This is a genomic window from Bradyrhizobium sp. AZCC 2176 (assembly GCF_036924645.1).
GTDB lineage: Bacteria > Pseudomonadota > Alphaproteobacteria > Rhizobiales > Xanthobacteraceae > Bradyrhizobium.
The window spans coordinates 6,154,318-6,170,357 of the sequence record NZ_JAZHRX010000001.1 but is presented as its reverse complement, the minus strand read 5'-3'; the positions used below and the strand labels follow the sequence as shown (position 1 = coordinate 6,170,357).

Here is a 16,040-nt window from a genome sequence, read left to right as displayed (position 1 = left end):
GCGTTTACGCGTAACCGGACGATGCTTCGCATCGCCTGGAGAACGCTGCGCCGGGTCCGAGACAGGATGTAAAGGTACGGCGCCTACGCCAGCCGCGCGGCGGCGCGGCCGATCATCTCGCCGCGGCGGATTTGCGCCTGAGCAATCCTGTCTTTCATGAGGGCGAGGAGTTCCGGCGGCGCGGTTTCCGGTGAGCCGGAGTTGAACGGTGGCGCCGGGTTGTATTCGAGCCGGAGCTGGATCGCTTCCGCGGTTCTTTGGTCGTGCAGCAGCGAGACCAGCGTCAGCGCAAAATCGATGCCTGCGGTGACACCGCCGCCGGTGACGCGGTTGCGGTCGACGCAGACGCGCGTCTTGGTCGGGATCGCGCCGAAGGCCGAGAGGAAATCCATCGCCGTCCAATGCGTCGCCGCGCGATAGCCTTTGAGCAGGCCGGCGGCGCCGAGCACCAGCGAACCCGTGCAGACCGAGGTGATGTATTTGGCGCCAGAGGCCTGCTGACGCAGGAAAGCCAGCATTTCCTCGTCGTTGATCATGTCGTCGGTGCCGAACCCGCCGGGCACGCAGATGACGTCAAGCTGCGGGCAGTCCGCAAAGGTCGTGGTCGGCGTCAGCATCAGCACGGAGTCGCTGGTGACCGGCTCGATCCGCTTCCAGACCAGATGGACGTTGGCGCCGGGCAGGCTGGAGAACACCTGCAACGGGCCGGTGAAGTCGAGTTGGGTCACGCGCGGGAACAGCACGAGACCGATTTGCAGCGGCGTGGGCGTGGGAGACGGCGCGGACATCGTGACCTCCGGAAAATTTGGCTTGACGGGAGGCATCCTGACATGGTCGCTTCGTGTCCGAAACGGTATATTTCCCTCATTTTAGGACATAAACCAGAAAACGGGTCAGCAGCATGATCGGCGTTCTCGTGTTTCCGGATTTCCAGTTGCTCGACGCCGCCGGGCCGATTTCGGCATTCGAGATCGCGGCGCGCTTTGCCGAAGGCGCGTCGGCGATCCGCGTTCTGGCGGTGACGCCGGGGCCGGTGCGCTCGTCGTCAGGCGTCGAGATCGTCGCGAGGGGATTGAAGTCGGCATCCGCGATCACGACGCTGATCGTCGCGGGCGGTGAGGGCGTGCGGCAGGCGGCGACCTGCGAGAAGACGCTCGGCTTCGTGCGCGCGCTGGGCAAGCGCGGCATCCGCATCGCCAGCGTATGCTCCGGCGCCTACATCCTCGCGGAGGCCGGCCTGCTCGATGGCCGTCGCGCCACCACGCATTGGCAGCGCACGCGGCACTTTCTGAAAACCTATCCGCAGGTGAAGCTGGAGCCCGACCGCATTTTCGTGCGCGACGGCAACGTCTGGACCTCGGCAGGGATATCGGCCGGCATCGATCTGTCGCTGGCGATGATCGCAGAAGACTATGGCGACGAGATCGCGCAGAAGACCGCGAAGCAATTGGTGCTCTATCACCGCCGCAGCGGCGGCCAGTCGCAATTCTCCTCGCTGCTGGAATTGAAGGCGCCGAACGGCCGCTTCGGGCCGCTCTTGGCCTGGGCGCGCGAGCATCTCGATGCGCCGCTCACCGTTGAGGATCTCGCCGAACAGGCCGGCATGAGTTCGCGGCATTTCACCCGCGCCTTCATGGCGGAGACCGGCACCACGCCATCAAAGGCGGTGGAGCGGTTGCGCATCGAGGTGGCGCGGCAGCGCGTGCAGTCCTCGAGCGAGGCGATCGAGCGCGTCGCGCAAACCACCGGCTTCCGCGATCCGGAGCGGATGCGCCGCGCCTTCATCCGCGCCTTCGGCCAGCCTCCGCAATCGCTGCGCCGCGCAGCAAGGGCAGGGTAGATGTTTCGGGAAAAAATTATCTCCGAAAATCTACCCGGCCTTGCGCGAAATAACCGTCTATTCGCTGATCGCTCACCACCAGGCCGACCCAGGGGACTGTGATCTCCGGATTGTTCAGGTTGATATACTTGCCCACCAGCCGGCGCGGACCTTCGCGCCTTGCATCGATCAGTCCCCTGCGCCTGCCGGAATCCCAATCGAAGAGCAGGTACACGCGGTCTCCGACGATTCTTGCCTCGCCCCGGCCCTGTTTCCATTTGTCGGGGGCATCGCCCGGTATGGTGGGGTCCGCAGCGCCTTTCCAGCGGCTCGACCATTGACCTTCGATGGTGCCGCGCTGGCCGCTCGCATCGTCAGCGCCCCATGGCGTTGCATTTTCATCGGCGGCGGATCCTTCGGGCGCCGTGTTGCGGGCAAACTGCGTCACGTCATCGTCGTTGGGATTTGGAACGTCGATGACGCCGAACGGATTTCGGGGTGCCGGATCGTTTTCGGATGCGACGCTTCGCTTTGCGCTTTCGGATTTCATCGGCGTCTCCAGTTGCAATTGCTTCGCTTCGGGAGCGCTTCAGATCGCAGGATGGAGGCGTGGCGGCCACCCGATTTCCGGGGGAACCTTGTGGCTATGTCGCCTATACTATCGGCTTTCGCGATTCCGGATGGCTGCGCAGCGCCGCAACGAGGCAGCCGGACCTGCTCCGCTCGTCATTCGACGATCTCCGGCGCGCGATCACCGAGCGCCATTCGTCCGGCTCATGCGACGTCGGCTTGCGCGCTCGGCGTCTCCTCCGCCAGCAAAGCGTCGAGATCGACAAGCTGCGGATCGTCAACCTCGGGTTCGCCGAGTCCTGCGCTGCCGTGAAGATGCATCAGCGTCTGCACACGGCGGGCGTTGAGATGGTCCACATGCTGATGCTGCAGCGCCATCGGCAGCAGCGCTTTGGGGAGCCCGACCAGCGCAAAAGCCGGGACCCTGCGCACCTCGTCCCCCTCGCGCCAAGCTAAGGGATGGAGGGTGTAGATCAGTTGCCGATCGATCTCTGCCGACGGCGGTTGCTCCGATTCCGATAGCGTGATGCTCGCGAGGTTGGCGTTGCCCGCACGTGTCCGTACGGCTGCAGATCGCAGCTCCCAACATATCAAGTCCGCCGCGGCGAGAACCTCGCGGCGCACGGCATCCACGTTGCTCGAAAACCTGGTTGCTTCCGGTATCGACATCGCGCCTTTGGTGACGGCCTCGACCAGCGCGGTGGCGCCGCCATCAAATCCCGGCGCGGCCCGCTCGATCGCCGCAGCCATCGCCTCAATCTGGTCCGCCATCGCATCGCGGTCGCGCTGGGCTTTGGCATCGGCCAGCGCCCGTTCGGCTGAAGCGACCTGCTCGTCGTGTTCCGCCAATGCGGCGCGCCATGTCTTGGTGCGTTCCTCGACAGCGCGCATGTCGGCTTCTGCGCGATCGAGCCGGGCAGCGGCAGCGCCTGCCACCGCCAGCCGTTCGGCTGCGGCACGCTTTTCTGCAAGTTCCGCTTCGGCGACGGTCAGCCGCTCGGCCAGCTTCTGCCGTGCCGTCTGCTTCTCCTTCAGCGCGTTCTCGAAGCGCTCGATCGGACCGAGCTCGCGCTTGAAAAATGCCATGGCAATACCCCCCGCGCATCACGATTGTCCGCCGAATCAGCGGGCCGATTCGTTACGCGCAAAATCTAGCCTGAAACTTGGATGACATTGCGGCTTAAGTCTGTTTTGGGAAAACTAGGCAGTGGATGATGGCCGACGCCGGGCCGGCCATCGCCTTCGCCGTCCATGGAAAGCGGCTAAAGCGGCTTATCCGGGTGCCAGCCGAGCACGGCCAGCATCGCGAAGAACCCGACGACATAGGCCACAGCCACCGGCCAGCCCTGGCTGATCCAGCGCCCGACGGATTTGGCTTCCGGATACATGTTCGACAGTGCGACGCCCGCCGACGAGCCGAACCAGATCATCGATCCGCCGAAGCCGACGGCATAGGCGAGATAACCCCAGTCGTAGCCGCCCTGTTTCAGCGCAAGCGCGGTGAGGGGGATGTTGTCGAACACGGCCGAGACGAAGCCTAAGCCCAGCGCGGTCGGCCATGAGGCGGCCGGCAGTTTCTCGACCGGCATCAGCGAGGCCGCGGTGACCAATGCCAGCAGAAAGATCGTGCCCTTGAAGGTTTCGGGCATCACCTTCCAATCGGGCGCGCGCAGTCCCGCCGTCAACAGAATGACCGCCCAGACGGCGATGCCGAGAACCGGGACGGCATCGAGCAGGGCGGGGAACTTCAGATTGGCGATGATGTTCGCGGCCAACGCGGCGAGCAGAATCGCGGCGACGATGAAAACCCGCGCCGGGTCGATCTTCAGGCCCTTCGACGCATCCTTCTGGATCGGCGAGTAGCGCTGTTGCTGAATGGAGGCGGGCACGGCAAAGATCAGCATGGCGACGATCGCCGCGACATAGGCTTCCACCACGGCGAGCGGGCTGACGCCGGCGATCCACATCATGGTGGTGGTGGTGTCGCCGACGACGCTGCCCGCGCCGCCGGCGTTGGAGGCCGCGACGATCGCGGCGAGATAGCCGATGTGAACCTTGCCCTGGAATACATGCCGCGCAACGGTGCCGCCGATCAGGGCGGCGGCGATATTGTCGAGGAAGCTCGACAGCACGAACACCAGCACGAGCAGCACGACGCCGCCCTTCCAGTCGTCCGGCAGCAGCGCCGGCATCTCATCCGGAATCCGGCTTTCCTCGAAATGCCGGGACAGCAGCGCAAACCCCATCAGCAGCAGGAACAGGTTGGCGAGCGTGACCCACTCATGCGCCATGTGGTGGCCGAGGCCGCCGAGGCCGGTGCCGTATTTGAAACCGGTGAAGATCAACTTGTAGACGATGATCGCGGCAAGGCCGGCGAGCGCGACCTGAAGCGTCTTGTGATGAAACAGCGCGACTCCGAGCAGCGTCAGCGCGAACAGGATGAAGTCGACGGGTATTCCGAATACAAGGATGGGTTCGATCACAACGGCCTCGGATGCGGGCAGGGGAAATTCACGGAGTTCAGCGCGCAATCTGCAATGTGCATTATTTCAGCGTCTTGAGCCAATCGGCGATTTCGCTGACCGCGACGTTGGCTTGCTGCAAGAGCTTGCCCATGGTGAAGAAGCCGTGGAACTGGCCGGGGAAGTGACGGTAGGTCATGGGCACGCCGGCTTCCTTGAGCCGCGCGGCATATTCGGCCCCCTCGTCGCGCAGCGGATCGGCGCCCGCGGTCAGTACATAGGCCGGCGGTAGCCCGGCGAGCGTTGTGGCGCGCGCGGGCGAGGCCTTCCAGTGGTCGATGTCGGCGGCGCCGTTCAGATAATGGTTGCAGAACCATTTGATCACGGAATGGGTGAGGAGGATGCTGGTCTCGGGTTCGCTGTGCGAGGGATGGCTCATCGCAAAGTCGGTGGCGGGGTAGATCAGCACCTGGCCGGCGAGTTTTGGGCCGCCGCCGTCGCGCGCGGCCAGCGCCACGACGGCGGCAAGGTTGCCGCCGGCGCTGTCGCCGCCAACCAGCAATTGCGCGGCGTCGATGCCGAGTTGTTTGGCGTTGGCGGAAACCCATTTCGTTGCCGTGATGGCATCATCAGCGGCGGCCGGGAATTTGTGCTCGGGCGCGAGGCGGTAGTCGACGGAGATGACGATCAGCTCGCCTTGATGGGCGAGCATGCGGCAGACCACATCGTGGGAATCGAGATTGCCGATCACCCAGCCTCCGCCATGGAAGAAGACGAGGCATGGTGCGAGACCGTTGGTCTTGCGCAGCGTCTTCGGCGTGTAGATGCGGGCCGGGAGCGCGCCATGCGGCGCGGGGATCGACAGCAGCTTGTCCGATTCCAGTTCGGGCGGTTCGGGATTACTGACGAAGCGGGCGTTGAGATAGTATTCGCGGGCTTCCGGTGCGGTGAGCGTCTCATAGGCCGGGCGGCCCGCTTCCTGAAAAGCCTTGTAGACGGCGGCGGCATCGGGATCGAGCGTTACTGGCATGGTTTGCGAAGACCTCGTGCGTTGATTGAAAGCTTAGGCGGCGGTCCGGCCGCCGTCGACGGTATAGGCGGAGCCGGAGACGTAGCTGGCCTCGTCGGAGGCGAGGAACGCCACGATGGAGGCGACTTCGGACGCCTGTCCGAGCCGCCGCGCCGGAATCCGGTCGACGATCCTATCGGTCGGCGGCGGCTCGTTGCCGGGATTGCGGCCCTGCAGGATGGTGCTCAGCATCCGGCTGTCGATCAGGCCCGGGCAGACGCAATTGACCCGGACGCCGGTGCCGGTGCATTCCCAGGCGGCGCTCTTGGTGAGCCCGATCACGGCGTGCTTGCTGGCGCTGTAGACGGCGATCATCGGCGATCCCATCAGGCCGGCAATGGAGGCTGTGTTGATGATGCTGCCGTTGTTCTGCTTCAGCATCACCGGCAGCACATGCTTCATCCCGAGGAAGACGCCGACGACATTGACGTCGAGCACGCGCCGAAAACTCTCCAGCGAATATTCCGGGATCGGCTTGATGTCGCCCTCGATGCCGGCATTGTTGTAGAACACATCGATAGTGCCGAACCTGTCGACCGTGGCGCGGACATATTCCGCGACCTCGTCCTCCCTTGTGACGTCCGCCGTGACCGCGAGCGCTTCGGCCGAAGCCGGCAGATCCTTGATGGCGGCCGCAAGATCCCGCTCCTTGCGGTCGACGGCAACGATGCGGGCACCGCGTTCGGCCAAGAGGAGGATGGTCGCGGTTCCAATGACGCCGGCCGCGCCGGTCACGACGGCAACCCGGCCATCGAGGCGAATTCGATCGGGCATAGCTGGGGCTTCCTCTCGTTCGTCCGGTTATCCCGGATTTTGATGGTTTTCGCGCCAGGAGTGGGCACTCTCGCGCGACCGGAAGCGACTATTTCATTTGCGGCGGGGGCTGACTAGATCATGGGGCGCCTATCAGAAGGCCGGTTTCCTGCTTTTCAGGCCACGGTCGAGTGCGGCAGGAAGGCGGTAAACCGGCCCTTTCCCCGCCGTATTCGCCGTGTTAACCGGATGGGACGCGAGCGGCGGCTAAGTCTGTACTATGTCGCGAGCCCGATTCGCCTGTAAAAGCCGCGAGATGCTTCGAACCATTGCCCTGACCGGTCTTGCGGCCTTGATTGCCGCCACCACGACCTCGCTTGTGCCGCCGGCGCAGGCGCAGATCGGCAATATCTTTTCCGATCCGCCGCTGCGGCCGCCGGGCGCGATTCCACGCGGCAATCAGCAGCAGCAACCATTCCCCGACGACGACGAGGAAGTGCCGGAACTGCCGCGCGGCCGCCTGTTGCCGACCCCGAACCGTCCGCCGCCGGGGCAGGGCGCGCCGCCGCCGGGAAGCTTCCAATCGCAACCGCTGGCGCCGCCGCCAGGCACAACGGTCGCGCCACAAGGCACGCAGCCGGGCGTCGCCGTTCAGCCGCCGCAACCGGGCCAGCCGGGCGTTGCCAACGCGCCGCCCAATGCGCAGCCGGGATTGCCGCCGGGCCAGCGCCAGCCCAAGGGCGTGCCGCAATCGCCGGCGACCCTGCAGCCGGGCGACGAGGTCGTGTCCGAGCCGCCGGCCACCAAGATCACCAACAAGAAGGCCAGCTTCTCCGGCCTCGACAAGATTACCGGCCGCATCATCAATTTCGACGAGGATATCGGCGAGACCGTGCAGTTCGGCGCGCTGCGCGTGAAGACCAGTGCCTGCTACACGCGGCCGTCGACGGAGGCCGCCAACACCGACGCCTTTGTCGAGGTCGACGAGATCACGCTGCAGGGCGAGGTGAAACGGATTTTCTCGGGCTGGATGTACGCCGCGAGCCCCGGCCTGCACGGCGTCGAGCATCCCGTCTACGACATCTGGCTGACCGACTGCAAAGGTCCCGACCAGACCATCGTCAGCGCGCAGCCCGATCCGGCGAAGGCGGCTCCGCCGCCGGCCGCAAAGCGTCCGCCGCAGCCGAAGCAGGCGGCGCCGCGCCCGCCTGGACCGCCGCCGCAGCCGCAATTCCAGCCGCAGCCGCAACAGGCTCCGCCACCGCCGCCTCCGCCACAGCAGCGGCCGGGTGGGCTGTTTGGCGGATTGTTCGGGAATTAAGACGTCCGCGCCTGCGCGTCGGGGTGTTGTCCGCCCGGATACTCAGCATTTGCCGTGTAGCCGCCACTTGCCGTCGGCAGTACGCCTTAGGGTAGGGTCGCCCATGCGGATGTGCGTCGCGAGGAAATCGATGAAGCTGCGCACGCGCGCCGGCAGCGGCCCGGCGTGGCCGACGTAGATCGCATGGATGTCTTCGCGGTCCCCGGGATTGTAGTTGTGCAGCACCGGAACCAGGCGTCCGGCCTCGATGTCCGGACCGATGTGGAATAGAGCCAGGCGTGCACAGCCGACTCCGCCGAGCGCGAGCCGGCGGACCGCTTCGCCGTCGCTGGCGCGTGCTGCCGGCGGCGGCAGCACCTCCTCAATCCGCTCGCCGCGACGGAACGGCCAACCGCGGATGCTGCGCGGAAAAGTCCAGCCGATGCCGCGATGGCCCGCGAGTTCGGCCGGCGTCTTCGGCTCGCCGAAACGGGCAAGATAGGTCGGCGCGGCCACCACTGCCATGCGGCTGGTCCCGAGCTTGCGCGCGACGAGGCGCGACGCCCCCAGCGGCCCGACGCGAATTGCCACGTCGGCGCGCTCCTGCATCAGGTCGATGACCGTATCGGTGAGGACGATGTCGAGCGTGATATCGGAATGCTCGGCGAGGAAGCGCGGCAACAGCGGCATCACGTGCTGCATGCCGAAGGGGATGTTGCTGTTCACCATCAGATGCCCGCGCGGCGCTGCGCCGGAGCCGGCCTCGCGCTCCGCCTCGTCGATCTCGCCGAGGATGCGCAACGAGCGCTGATAGAAGGCCTGGCCTTCCTCGGTCAGTTGGAGCTTGCGCGTGGTCCGGTTCACAAGCCGCGTGCCGAGCCGGGCTTCCAGGCGGGATACCAGCTTGCTCACGCCGGATGGGGTCATGCGAAAGCTTTTTGCCGCGGCGGTGAACCCGCCGAGGTCGACGACGCGGACGAAGACTTCCATCTCGGTGGAACGGTTGATGTCGAGCCGGGGCATGTTGATTTCACGTCACAAATGATTGGACTACCGGCATTCTAATTCTTTCGTGGCCCTTCCGCTATTTGCGTTGCAGCAACCCTGTCCTGATCCGGAGCAACGCATGCCTGCCGCCGTTCTTGCGCTAACCGCCGGTGCCTTCGGCATCGGCACCACTGAATTCCTCATCATGGGTCTCTTGCTGCAGGTCGCCGCCGATATGCAGGTCTCCGTCTCCGCGACGGGCCTGCTGATCTCCGGCTACGCGCTCGGGGTGTTCGTCGGCGCGCCGATCCTGACGCTGGCGACGCGGCGGATGCCGCGCAAGGCGGTACTGCTTGCTCTGATGGCGATCTTTACCCTCGGCAACGCCGCATGTGCGCTGGCGCCGGACTATGGGTTGTTGATGGCGGCGCGGATCCTCACGTCTCTTGCTCATGGCACATTCTTCGGCGTCGGTTCGGTGGTGGCTACGAGCCTCGTCGCCGAGGACAAGCGTGCTTCGGCGATTGCCACCATGTTCATTGGGCTGACGGTGGCTACTCTGCTCGGCGTTCCCTTCGGCGCGTGGTTCGGCCTGATGCTGGGATGGCGCGCCGCGTTCTGGGCGGTGACCGCGATCGGTGTGGTCGCCTTCGCAGTGCTGGTCGTTCTCGTTCCCGGCCATGTGGGTGGCAATGAGAAAGCCATTTCGCTGCGCGAGGAACTGGCACTGGTCGGCCGTCCGCAAGTCCTGCTCGGCCTCGCCATGACCGTGTTCGGTTTTGCCGGCCTGTTCGTGGTCTTTACCTATGTCCAGCCGATCCTGACGCGGCTGACCGGCTTCTCTGAAGCGGCGGTCTCGCCGATTCTTCTCGTGTTCGGCGTCGGCCTGTCGATCGGCAATGTTGCGGGTGGGCGGCTCGCCGACCGCGGTCTCGGACGCGCCCTGATCGGCACGCTTGCGGCGCTTGCACTCGTGCTCGTCGCGCTTGCGGCGGTCCTGTCGATCAAGGGCCTCGCGGTGGCGTTCATCTTCCTGCTCGGTGCCGCCGCCTTCGCCACCGTGGCGCCGCTGCAGCTTCGCGTGCTCGAAGCTGCCGGCACGGAGGGGCGCACGCTCGCCTCCAGCCTCAACATCGCGGCCTTCAATCTCGGCAATGCGCTCGGCGCCTGGGCCGGCGGGCTAACGATCGATCAGGGCCTCGGCCTTGCCGCGCTTCCACTCGTCGCGGCGGCGATCACCGCGGCGGGGCTCCTGCTGGCGCTATGGAGCTTGCGTCTCGACCGGCCGGTACCTTCTGCTGCGGCGTGCCCGGCGGAATGAAAGCAAAGCATCAAAAGGAGCACGATGATGCAATATCGCAACCTGGGTGCCTCGGGCTTGAAGGTCCCCGTTATCAGTTTCGGCACTGGCACGTTCGGCGGAGAGGGGCCGCTGTTCTCGGCGTGGGGTCGGAGCGACGCCGAGGAAGCGAGGCGGCTGGTCGACATCTGCCTCGAAGCCGGCGTGAACCTGTTCGACACCGCCGATGTCTATTCGAACGGTGCGTCGGAAGCGATTCTCGGCGCCGCGATCAAAGGCCGCCGCGACAGGGTGCTGATCTCTACCAAGACGAGCCTGCCGATGGGTGATGGTCCATTCGACGCGGGTTCATCGCGGCATCGTCTCATTTTGGCGGTGGACGCCGCCTTGCGGAGGCTCGGGACCGATTACATTGACTTGCTGCAGCTCCACGCCTTCGATGCCTTCACGCCGATCGAGGAAGTGCTGTCAACGCTTGATGGGCTCGTCCGTGGCGGCAAGGTGCGCTATGTCGGCGCCTCCAATTTCTCGGGTTGGCAGTTGATGAAGTCGCTCGCCATTGCCGAGCGTCACGGTTGGCCGCGCCATGTGGCGCACCAGGTCTATTATTCGCTCGTCGGCCGCGACTATGAGTGGGAGCTAATGCCGCTCGGTCTCGATCAGGGCGTCGGTGCGCTGGTCTGGAGCCCGCTGGGCTGGGGACGTCTCACCGGCAAGATAAGACGCGGCCAGCCGCTGCCGGCGGGCAGTCGCCTGCGCGAGACGGCGCAGTTCGGTCCGCCTGTCGACGAGGAGCGGCTCTATCGCGTCGTCGACGTCCTGGATGCGGTCGCGACCGAGACCGGTCGCACCGTTCCGCAGGTCGCGATCGCATGGCTGCTCACCCGCCCAAGCGTGGCGTCCGTGATCATCGGCGCGCGCGACGAAGCGCAGCTCCGCGATAATCTCGGCGCCATTGGCTGGTCGCTGACCGCCGAGCAGATCGCGCGCCTCGACAAGGCGAGCGCGGCGATGCCCTGCTATCCCTATTATCCTTATCGCGTCCAGGAAGGCTTTGCGCGATTGAACCCGCCGCCGGTTTGAGCCGACCGGAAGCGGACGCCGCAGCGCCTCGGTGCTTTGCAAGACCTACGCATTAATTGCGTTCGGCGATGATCGCGAGCGCTTCCGCGCCGCTGACCGGTTGGCCGGCGGCCAAATTCAGGAAATCCGCAGGCTCGCCGGCGATCGCCTTGTCGAGCAATACGCGATAGCGGCGCCTTGGAATTTCAATCGCGCCGAAGCTGCGCAGATGTTCGGTGACATATTGTGTGTCGAGCAGCTCGAATCCGCCTGCGATCAACCGCGCCACCAGATGCACCAGCGCCACTTTCGATGCGTCGCGGGCGCGATGGAACATGCTCTCGCCGAAGAAGGCCCGCCCGAGGCTGACGCCGTAGAGGCCGCCGACGAGGTCGCCGTCCTGCCAAACCTCGACGCTGTGGCAGTGCCCGAGTTCGTGGAGCCCGACATAGAGATCCCTGATACGCTTGTTGATCCAGGTATCGTCGCGGCCCGGCTGCGGCGCCGCGCAACCCGCGATGACCGCCTTGAAGGCGGTATCGACGGTGACGTGGAAGGCGTCCGAGCGCACGGTGCGGGCCAGCCGCGAGGCGATGCGGAAGCCTTGAAGCGGAATCACGCCGCGCATTTCCGGCTCGACCCAGAACAGCGTCGGATCACCGGCGCTCTCGGCCATCGGGAAGATGCCGCAGGCATAGGCCCGCAGCAGCACCTCGGGCGTGATTTCGGAAACGGCTGACTCGCGCGATGTCATGCGCGGGAGAATAGCAGGACGGCACGGGCCTATGCTACGCTTCAGACAAAAAATGGCGGCGTCGCCCCGATCGTTAGTAAATCGAGTTTGATTGGTGCGCCTCAATAGATGTCCTCCCGCCCTTCCAACAATCCGGCCGACGTTGTACGCTGAATGAACGGACATCCAGTTGGTCCGCGAGCTGTCATTGGGGCGTGCCGACGTCACCGTTTTTTATTGGCAGCGTTGATGCCGTCGGCAGGCGTCGCACTTCAAATAGACCGACAGTCTTTTTTAGCCGGCGCGTCTTGGCATTCGCAATCGCACGGCCGTGCGAGCCTGCACGACCGAATAATTTCCGCAGTGACCAGGGAGAAACGTCATGAAGACTCACCATTCAGTGACATTGGCGATGCTGGCGGGCTTAGGACTCGGTGCAGTCGCGGTTGAGAGACTTCATGCTCAGGCCAGGCCGCCAGTATACCAAGTCGTTGAAATCGAGCCCTCGAACACAGAGACCTACGTGAAGGACTACGCGCCAAAGGCTCAGGCCGCCATCAAAGCGGCTGGCGGCAAGTTCCTTGCCGTTGGAGGTAAAACCACGACAATCGAAGGAGAGCCGCCGAAGCCACGCGTTGTTATCATCCAATGGGATACCGTTGAGAAAATCCAAGCGTATCGCGATTCAGCGGCCTTCAAAGACCTCGTGCCGCTCCGCAACAGTCTGGCGAAGTTCCGCTCCTTCGCCGTTGAGGCGGTACCTCAATAGCTGTTCACAATGGGCCTGCCGAATTGAAGGCCGCCTTGGCTGGCAGCCTTCTTTCTCGCACGAAGGACTTGAGTTACCGCGGCTTTGCTGCACGTCTTCTTTCCGGTCATTCGCGGTCGGGTCGAGCCAGCAGCAATTCGGGCCATCTCCGCTTTGCCGGCGAATGGGGAAACCTATGTCGTGTCTGGCCAAGCGTTTATGAGCGCCACGCCTTAGTCCTTGAAGCCGAACAGCTTGGCCGGGTTGGTCACCAGAATCTTTTGCAGTTCCGCCTCGTCGACGACGTACCGATAGAGCAGTTCGAGCAAGTCGGCGTCATTGGGCGGCTGCACCACCGAGACCGGGTGCGGCCAGTCGCTGGCCCACACGCAGCGGTCGGGGGCGGCTTCGATATAGGCGCGCGCGATCGGAATGACGTCGTCCCAGGGCGGGCCCTTCTTCGAGGTCTTTTCCCCAAGCGACAGCATTACCCAGAAATTGCCCTTCGCTAGAAGCTCCAGCATCTTTTGCAAATTCGGATCTTCCTTGCCGCGCATAGGGTCAGGGCGGGCCATGTGGTCGATCAGCACGGGCACGTCGAGGTTTTCGTATTTGGCGACGCTGGAGACGATGCCGTCCTTCTCCGGCTGGATTTTTGCGTACCAGCCGAGTTCGCGAATTTTCGCGATCGCGCGCGCAAAATCCTTGTCCGAGAGCACTGCGCCCAGTTCCTGCCGGAAGCTGAAGCGGGCCCCGCGCACGCCGGCGTCGTGAAGTTTGGCGAGATAGGCGTCGTCGGCTTCGGCAAACACCAGCGCGTTGGCGCAACCGCGGTAGTTCGGCCCCATCGCCACGAGGCCGTCGAGAACCACGGAGTGATCGGCGCCATAGGTCGTGGTCTGCACGATGATGCCGCGCTCGATGCCGAGCGCCTTGTGGACGCGCAGCGCCGCTTCCCAGGTCGCGGTCGGCATCTGGTAGGCAGCGCCCGGCCGCACCGGATATTTCTCCAGCGGACCGAGCACGTGAAACTGGCTGTCGATGCTCTTCGGCGGCGGCAGCCTTGAAGGGCGGCGCGGGTTCGGATCAAACGGGAGGTAGGCCGGCATGTCAGGCTCCTTATTCGGTCGTGTCAGCCGATCACGGCGGTGAAATCGCATTGCACGAGCGCGCCGTTCTCCATGTCCATCTGCAGCGCGTGACGGGCAGGCCGCGAATGCTCGTCGGGAAACATCTTCAGCCACTCGGTATTGACAGGCGCACGCTGACTGCGGTCCTGCAGCCATACCGTCATCCTGATAATGTCGTCGGTGGTCCCGCCGCCGGCCTCCACGATCGCCTTCATGTGGCCGAACATGTTGGCGCACTGATCTTCGATCTTTTCCGGCATCTTGCCGGTCGCGGGGTCGCGACCGAGGATGACACCGGACATCAGGAGATTGCCGATGCGGCAGGCGTTCGGAATGGGATTGGCGTGCTTGAACTCGCCGATATGAATGCTCTTGCGCCTTGTCATCTCTGCTCTCCTTCCGGGACGCTTCTTGTTCAGACGAACTGGCAGGACACCGATCCGAACTGGCCGTAATCGGCGTGAAACGTGTCGCCCTTGATGATGTCGACCGGGCGCGTAAACGATCCGGCCAAAACCACTTCGCCAGCGTCGAGGTACTCGCCCTGGGCGGCCAGCCGGTCGGCGAGCCAGGCCACGCCGTTGGCGGGATGGTTGAGGACACCGGCGGCGATCCCGGTCTCCTCGATCTGGCCGTTGCGAAACAACAGGGCACCGATCCAGCGCAGGTCGAAATCGAGCGGGCGGATAGGCCTGCCGCCGACGACCAGCGCCGCATTCGCGGCATTGTCGGAAATCGTGTCCATCACCTTGCGTGGCGCCTTGGTCACGGGATCGACGCGATGCATCCTCGTCTCCAGGATTTCGAGCGCCGGCGTGACGTAGTCGGTGGCATTGAGAACGTCGAACAGCGTGCAATCCGGGCCCTTCAACGGCGTCTTCAGCACGAACGCCAGTTCGACCTCGATGCGCGGCGCGTGGAAGCGGTCGAACGGGATCGGCGACGCGTCGGGGTAGAACATGTCCGCGAACAGTACGCCGTAATCCGGCTCGGAAATGCCGACGGCATTCTGCATCGCTTTCGAGGTCAAGCCAATCTTGTGCCCCTTGACGACGCGGCCGCGGGAGAGCTGCAGTTTGGTCCAGGCGCGCTGAATGGCGTAGGCGTCCTCGATCGTGAGGTCAGGATATTCGCGCGTGAACGCTGGTATCAGCGACTTGCTGCGTTCGGCGTCATCGAGGCGCTGCGCCAGCCGTTCGACGGTTGGTTGATCGAGCATCGGCTACCGCTCCTCCGCCACGGTGTTGCGAAGGATGCCGATGCTTTTGGATTCCACCTCGACGACGTCGCCTGGCTTGAGCCAGCGCGGCGGCGTGAACCGGGCGCCGGCTCCGGTCGGGGTGCCGGTCGCGATCATGTCGCCGGGTTTCAAGGTGGCAAACGCGGAAAGGTAGGCGATCAGGAAATCGAACGGGAACATCAGCCGCTCGGTAGAGTCGCTCTGGCGCACCTCGCCATTGACGCGGGTAATAATGTCATGAGGTCCGCGCGGATTGCATTCGTCCGATGTGACGATCCATGGCCCGATGCTGCCCGAGCGGTCGAAATTCTTGCCCTGGGTGACGTTGAACTTGCCGTGGTGCAGCCAGTCGCGAACGCTGCCTTCGTTGCACAGCGTCATGCCGAAGATGTGGTCCCAGGCGCGCTCGCGGGGGATGTGCCGTCCTTCCTTGCCGATCACGATCACGAGTTCGCCCTCATAGTCGAGCTGTTCGGAAATTTTCGGCTTCTCGATCGGCTGACCCGAGCCGACGATCGAAGAAGGGTTGCGGACAAACAGGCTCGGATATTTCGGCAGGTCCGAATTGTCCTTGTACTCGGCGTTGCGGTCTTTGTAGTTGACGCCGATGCACCACAGCTTTTCCGGCGCCAGGACCGGCGGGAGCACGTCCAGGTCTTTGAGTGCGTAATCCGGCTTCTGTCCGGCCACCGCCTCGCGGGCATCGTCAAGCGCGTTGGCCGCGATCAGCGCCTTCACGTCGGAGAAGTCGCGGCCGATCCGCTTCGTCAGATCGACGACGCCGCTGTCGACTGCCGCGCCGTAGCGCGGCTCTCCTTCCACCAGATAGCTCACCAGTCGCATTGTCGTCCTCTTCGAGAATTCTGC

The 16,040-nt window shown here is 64.5% G+C and carries 17 protein-coding genes; 5 read left to right on the top strand and 12 right to left on the bottom strand.

From position 1 onward, the window contains the following. Nucleotides 1-83: 83 nt before the first annotated feature. Nucleotides 84-788, bottom strand: coding sequence for a DJ-1/PfpI family protein (locus V1288_RS29060; RefSeq protein WP_334360289.1), 705 nt, complete (start codon nt 786-788; stop codon nt 84-86). Nucleotides 789-901: 113 nt separating this feature from the next. On the opposite strand from V1288_RS29060, the gene V1288_RS29055 reads away from it, so the two are divergent. Continuing rightward, a complete protein-coding gene (locus tag V1288_RS29055) occupies nt 902-1,840 on the top strand; it encodes a GlxA family transcriptional regulator (RefSeq protein ID WP_334360288.1) in 939 nt (312 codons plus the stop codon). A 16-nt stretch (nt 1,841-1,856) separates the two neighbouring features. Here V1288_RS29055 and V1288_RS29050 read toward each other — a convergent pair whose 3' ends face one another. The 5 genes from V1288_RS29050 to V1288_RS29030 form a co-directional block, all read right to left on the bottom strand. Then, nucleotides 1,857-2,369 carry a hypothetical protein gene (locus V1288_RS29050; protein WP_334360287.1) on the bottom strand — a complete coding sequence of 171 codons (513 nt, stop codon included), beginning with the start codon at nt 2,367-2,369 and terminating at the stop codon, nt 1,857-1,859. Between the two features lie 224 nt (nt 2,370-2,593). Continuing rightward, nucleotides 2,594-3,475: a hypothetical protein gene (locus tag V1288_RS29045; RefSeq protein WP_334360286.1), complete on the bottom strand. Its 882-nt coding sequence runs from the start codon at nt 3,473-3,475 to the stop codon at nt 2,594-2,596. Between the two features lie 176 nt (nt 3,476-3,651). Further along, a complete protein-coding gene (locus tag V1288_RS29040) occupies nt 3,652-4,872 on the bottom strand; it encodes an SLC13 family permease (protein WP_334360285.1) in 1,221 nt (406 codons plus the stop codon). Between the two features lie 61 nt (nt 4,873-4,933). Further along, entirely contained in the window at nt 4,934-5,881 is a 948-nt protein-coding gene (locus V1288_RS29035; RefSeq protein ID WP_334360284.1) for an alpha/beta hydrolase, read from the bottom strand. Between the two features lie 33 nt (nt 5,882-5,914). After that, nucleotides 5,915-6,694, bottom strand: a complete 780-nt coding sequence (locus tag V1288_RS29030) for an SDR family NAD(P)-dependent oxidoreductase (RefSeq protein ID WP_334360283.1) — start codon at nt 6,692-6,694, stop codon at nt 5,915-5,917. Nucleotides 6,695-6,989: 295 nt separating this feature from the next. Here V1288_RS29030 and V1288_RS29025 point away from each other — a divergent pair, with 295 nt between their 5' ends. After that, nucleotides 6,990-7,994 (top strand): DUF2155 domain-containing protein, encoded by a 1,005-nt coding sequence (locus tag V1288_RS29025; RefSeq protein WP_334360282.1) that lies wholly within the window; start codon nt 6,990-6,992, stop codon nt 7,992-7,994. 42 nt (nt 7,995-8,036) lie between these two features. Here V1288_RS29025 and V1288_RS29020 read toward each other — a convergent pair whose 3' ends face one another. Next, entirely contained in the window at nt 8,037-8,996 is a 960-nt protein-coding gene (locus V1288_RS29020; protein ID WP_334360281.1) for a LysR family transcriptional regulator, read from the bottom strand. A 103-nt stretch (nt 8,997-9,099) separates the two neighbouring features. On the opposite strand from V1288_RS29020, the gene V1288_RS29015 reads away from it, so the two are divergent. Both V1288_RS29015 and V1288_RS29010 read left to right on the top strand, forming a co-directional pair. Then, nucleotides 9,100-10,281: an MFS transporter gene (locus V1288_RS29015; RefSeq protein WP_334360280.1), complete on the top strand. Its 1,182-nt coding sequence runs from the start codon at nt 9,100-9,102 to the stop codon at nt 10,279-10,281. A 27-nt stretch (nt 10,282-10,308) separates the two neighbouring features. Next, the gene (locus V1288_RS29010) at nt 10,309-11,343 is read left to right on the top strand and encodes an aldo/keto reductase (protein WP_334360279.1); all 1,035 of its coding nucleotides are present in this window, start codon (nt 10,309-10,311) and stop codon (nt 11,341-11,343) included. Between the two features lie 52 nt (nt 11,344-11,395). On the opposite strand, the gene aat is transcribed toward V1288_RS29010, so the two are convergent. Continuing rightward, nucleotides 11,396-12,076, bottom strand: coding sequence for a leucyl/phenylalanyl-tRNA--protein transferase (aat, locus tag V1288_RS29005; protein WP_334360278.1), 681 nt, complete (start codon nt 12,074-12,076; stop codon nt 11,396-11,398). Between the two features lie 361 nt (nt 12,077-12,437). On the opposite strand from aat, the gene V1288_RS29000 reads away from it, so the two are divergent. Continuing rightward, the gene (locus V1288_RS29000; RefSeq protein ID WP_334360277.1) at nt 12,438-12,824 is read left to right on the top strand and encodes a DUF1330 domain-containing protein; all 387 of its coding nucleotides are present in this window, start codon (nt 12,438-12,440) and stop codon (nt 12,822-12,824) included. Nucleotides 12,825-13,036: 212 nt separating this feature from the next. Here the strand turns inward: V1288_RS29000 and V1288_RS28995 are convergent, their stop codons facing one another. From V1288_RS28995 to V1288_RS28980, 4 genes are read right to left on the bottom strand one after another with little or no spacing between them, the layout of a single operon-like run. After that, nucleotides 13,037-13,912: an amidohydrolase family protein gene (locus V1288_RS28995; protein ID WP_334360276.1), complete on the bottom strand. Its 876-nt coding sequence runs from the start codon at nt 13,910-13,912 to the stop codon at nt 13,037-13,039. Between the two features lie 23 nt (nt 13,913-13,935). Then, on the bottom strand, nt 13,936-14,319 hold the full coding sequence (locus V1288_RS28990; RefSeq protein ID WP_334360275.1) for a RidA family protein: 384 nt from the start codon (nt 14,317-14,319) through the stop codon (nt 13,936-13,938). A 29-nt stretch (nt 14,320-14,348) separates the two neighbouring features. Continuing rightward, nucleotides 14,349-15,152: a 2-oxo-hept-4-ene-1,7-dioate hydratase gene (gene hpaH, locus V1288_RS28985; protein WP_334360274.1), complete on the bottom strand. Its 804-nt coding sequence runs from the start codon at nt 15,150-15,152 to the stop codon at nt 14,349-14,351. Between the two features lie 3 nt (nt 15,153-15,155). Beyond that, entirely contained in the window at nt 15,156-16,016 is an 861-nt protein-coding gene (locus V1288_RS28980) for a fumarylacetoacetate hydrolase family protein (RefSeq protein ID WP_334360273.1), read from the bottom strand. Nucleotides 16,017-16,040: the final 24 nt, after the last annotated feature.

What these genes read in the sequence shown, in the direction of transcription:
- V1288_RS29060 (WP_334360289.1), bottom strand. Translation starts at nt 788, where the DNA reads ATGTCCGCGCCGTCTCCCACGCCCACGCCGCTGCAAATCGGTCTCGTG.
- V1288_RS29055 (WP_334360288.1), top strand. Translation starts at nt 902, where the DNA reads ATGATCGGCGTTCTCGTGTTTCCGGATTTCCAGTTGCTCGACGCCGCC.
- V1288_RS29050 (WP_334360287.1), bottom strand. Translation starts at nt 2,369, where the DNA reads ATGAAATCCGAAAGCGCAAAGCGAAGCGTCGCATCCGAAAACGATCCG.
- V1288_RS29045 (WP_334360286.1), bottom strand. Translation starts at nt 3,475, where the DNA reads ATGGCATTTTTCAAGCGCGAGCTCGGTCCGATCGAGCGCTTCGAGAAC.
- V1288_RS29035 (WP_334360284.1), bottom strand. Translation starts at nt 5,881, where the DNA reads ATGCCAGTAACGCTCGATCCCGATGCCGCCGCCGTCTACAAGGCTTTT.
- V1288_RS29030 (WP_334360283.1), bottom strand. Translation starts at nt 6,694, where the DNA reads ATGCCCGATCGAATTCGCCTCGATGGCCGGGTTGCCGTCGTGACCGGC.
- V1288_RS29025 (WP_334360282.1), top strand. Translation starts at nt 6,990, where the DNA reads ATGCTTCGAACCATTGCCCTGACCGGTCTTGCGGCCTTGATTGCCGCC.
- V1288_RS29020 (WP_334360281.1), bottom strand. Translation starts at nt 8,996, where the DNA reads ATGCCCCGGCTCGACATCAACCGTTCCACCGAGATGGAAGTCTTCGTC.
- V1288_RS29015 (WP_334360280.1), top strand. Translation starts at nt 9,100, where the DNA reads ATGCCTGCCGCCGTTCTTGCGCTAACCGCCGGTGCCTTCGGCATCGGC.
- V1288_RS29010 (WP_334360279.1), top strand. Translation starts at nt 10,309, where the DNA reads ATGCAATATCGCAACCTGGGTGCCTCGGGCTTGAAGGTCCCCGTTATC.
- aat (WP_334360278.1), bottom strand. Translation starts at nt 12,076, where the DNA reads ATGACATCGCGCGAGTCAGCCGTTTCCGAAATCACGCCCGAGGTGCTG.
- V1288_RS29000 (WP_334360277.1), top strand. Translation starts at nt 12,438, where the DNA reads ATGAAGACTCACCATTCAGTGACATTGGCGATGCTGGCGGGCTTAGGA.
- V1288_RS28995 (WP_334360276.1), bottom strand. Translation starts at nt 13,912, where the DNA reads ATGCCGGCCTACCTCCCGTTTGATCCGAACCCGCGCCGCCCTTCAAGG.
- V1288_RS28990 (WP_334360275.1), bottom strand. Translation starts at nt 14,319, where the DNA reads ATGACAAGGCGCAAGAGCATTCATATCGGCGAGTTCAAGCACGCCAAT.
- hpaH (WP_334360274.1), bottom strand. Translation starts at nt 15,152, where the DNA reads ATGCTCGATCAACCAACCGTCGAACGGCTGGCGCAGCGCCTCGATGAC.
- V1288_RS28980 (WP_334360273.1), bottom strand. Translation starts at nt 16,016, where the DNA reads ATGCGACTGGTGAGCTATCTGGTGGAAGGAGAGCCGCGCTACGGCGCG.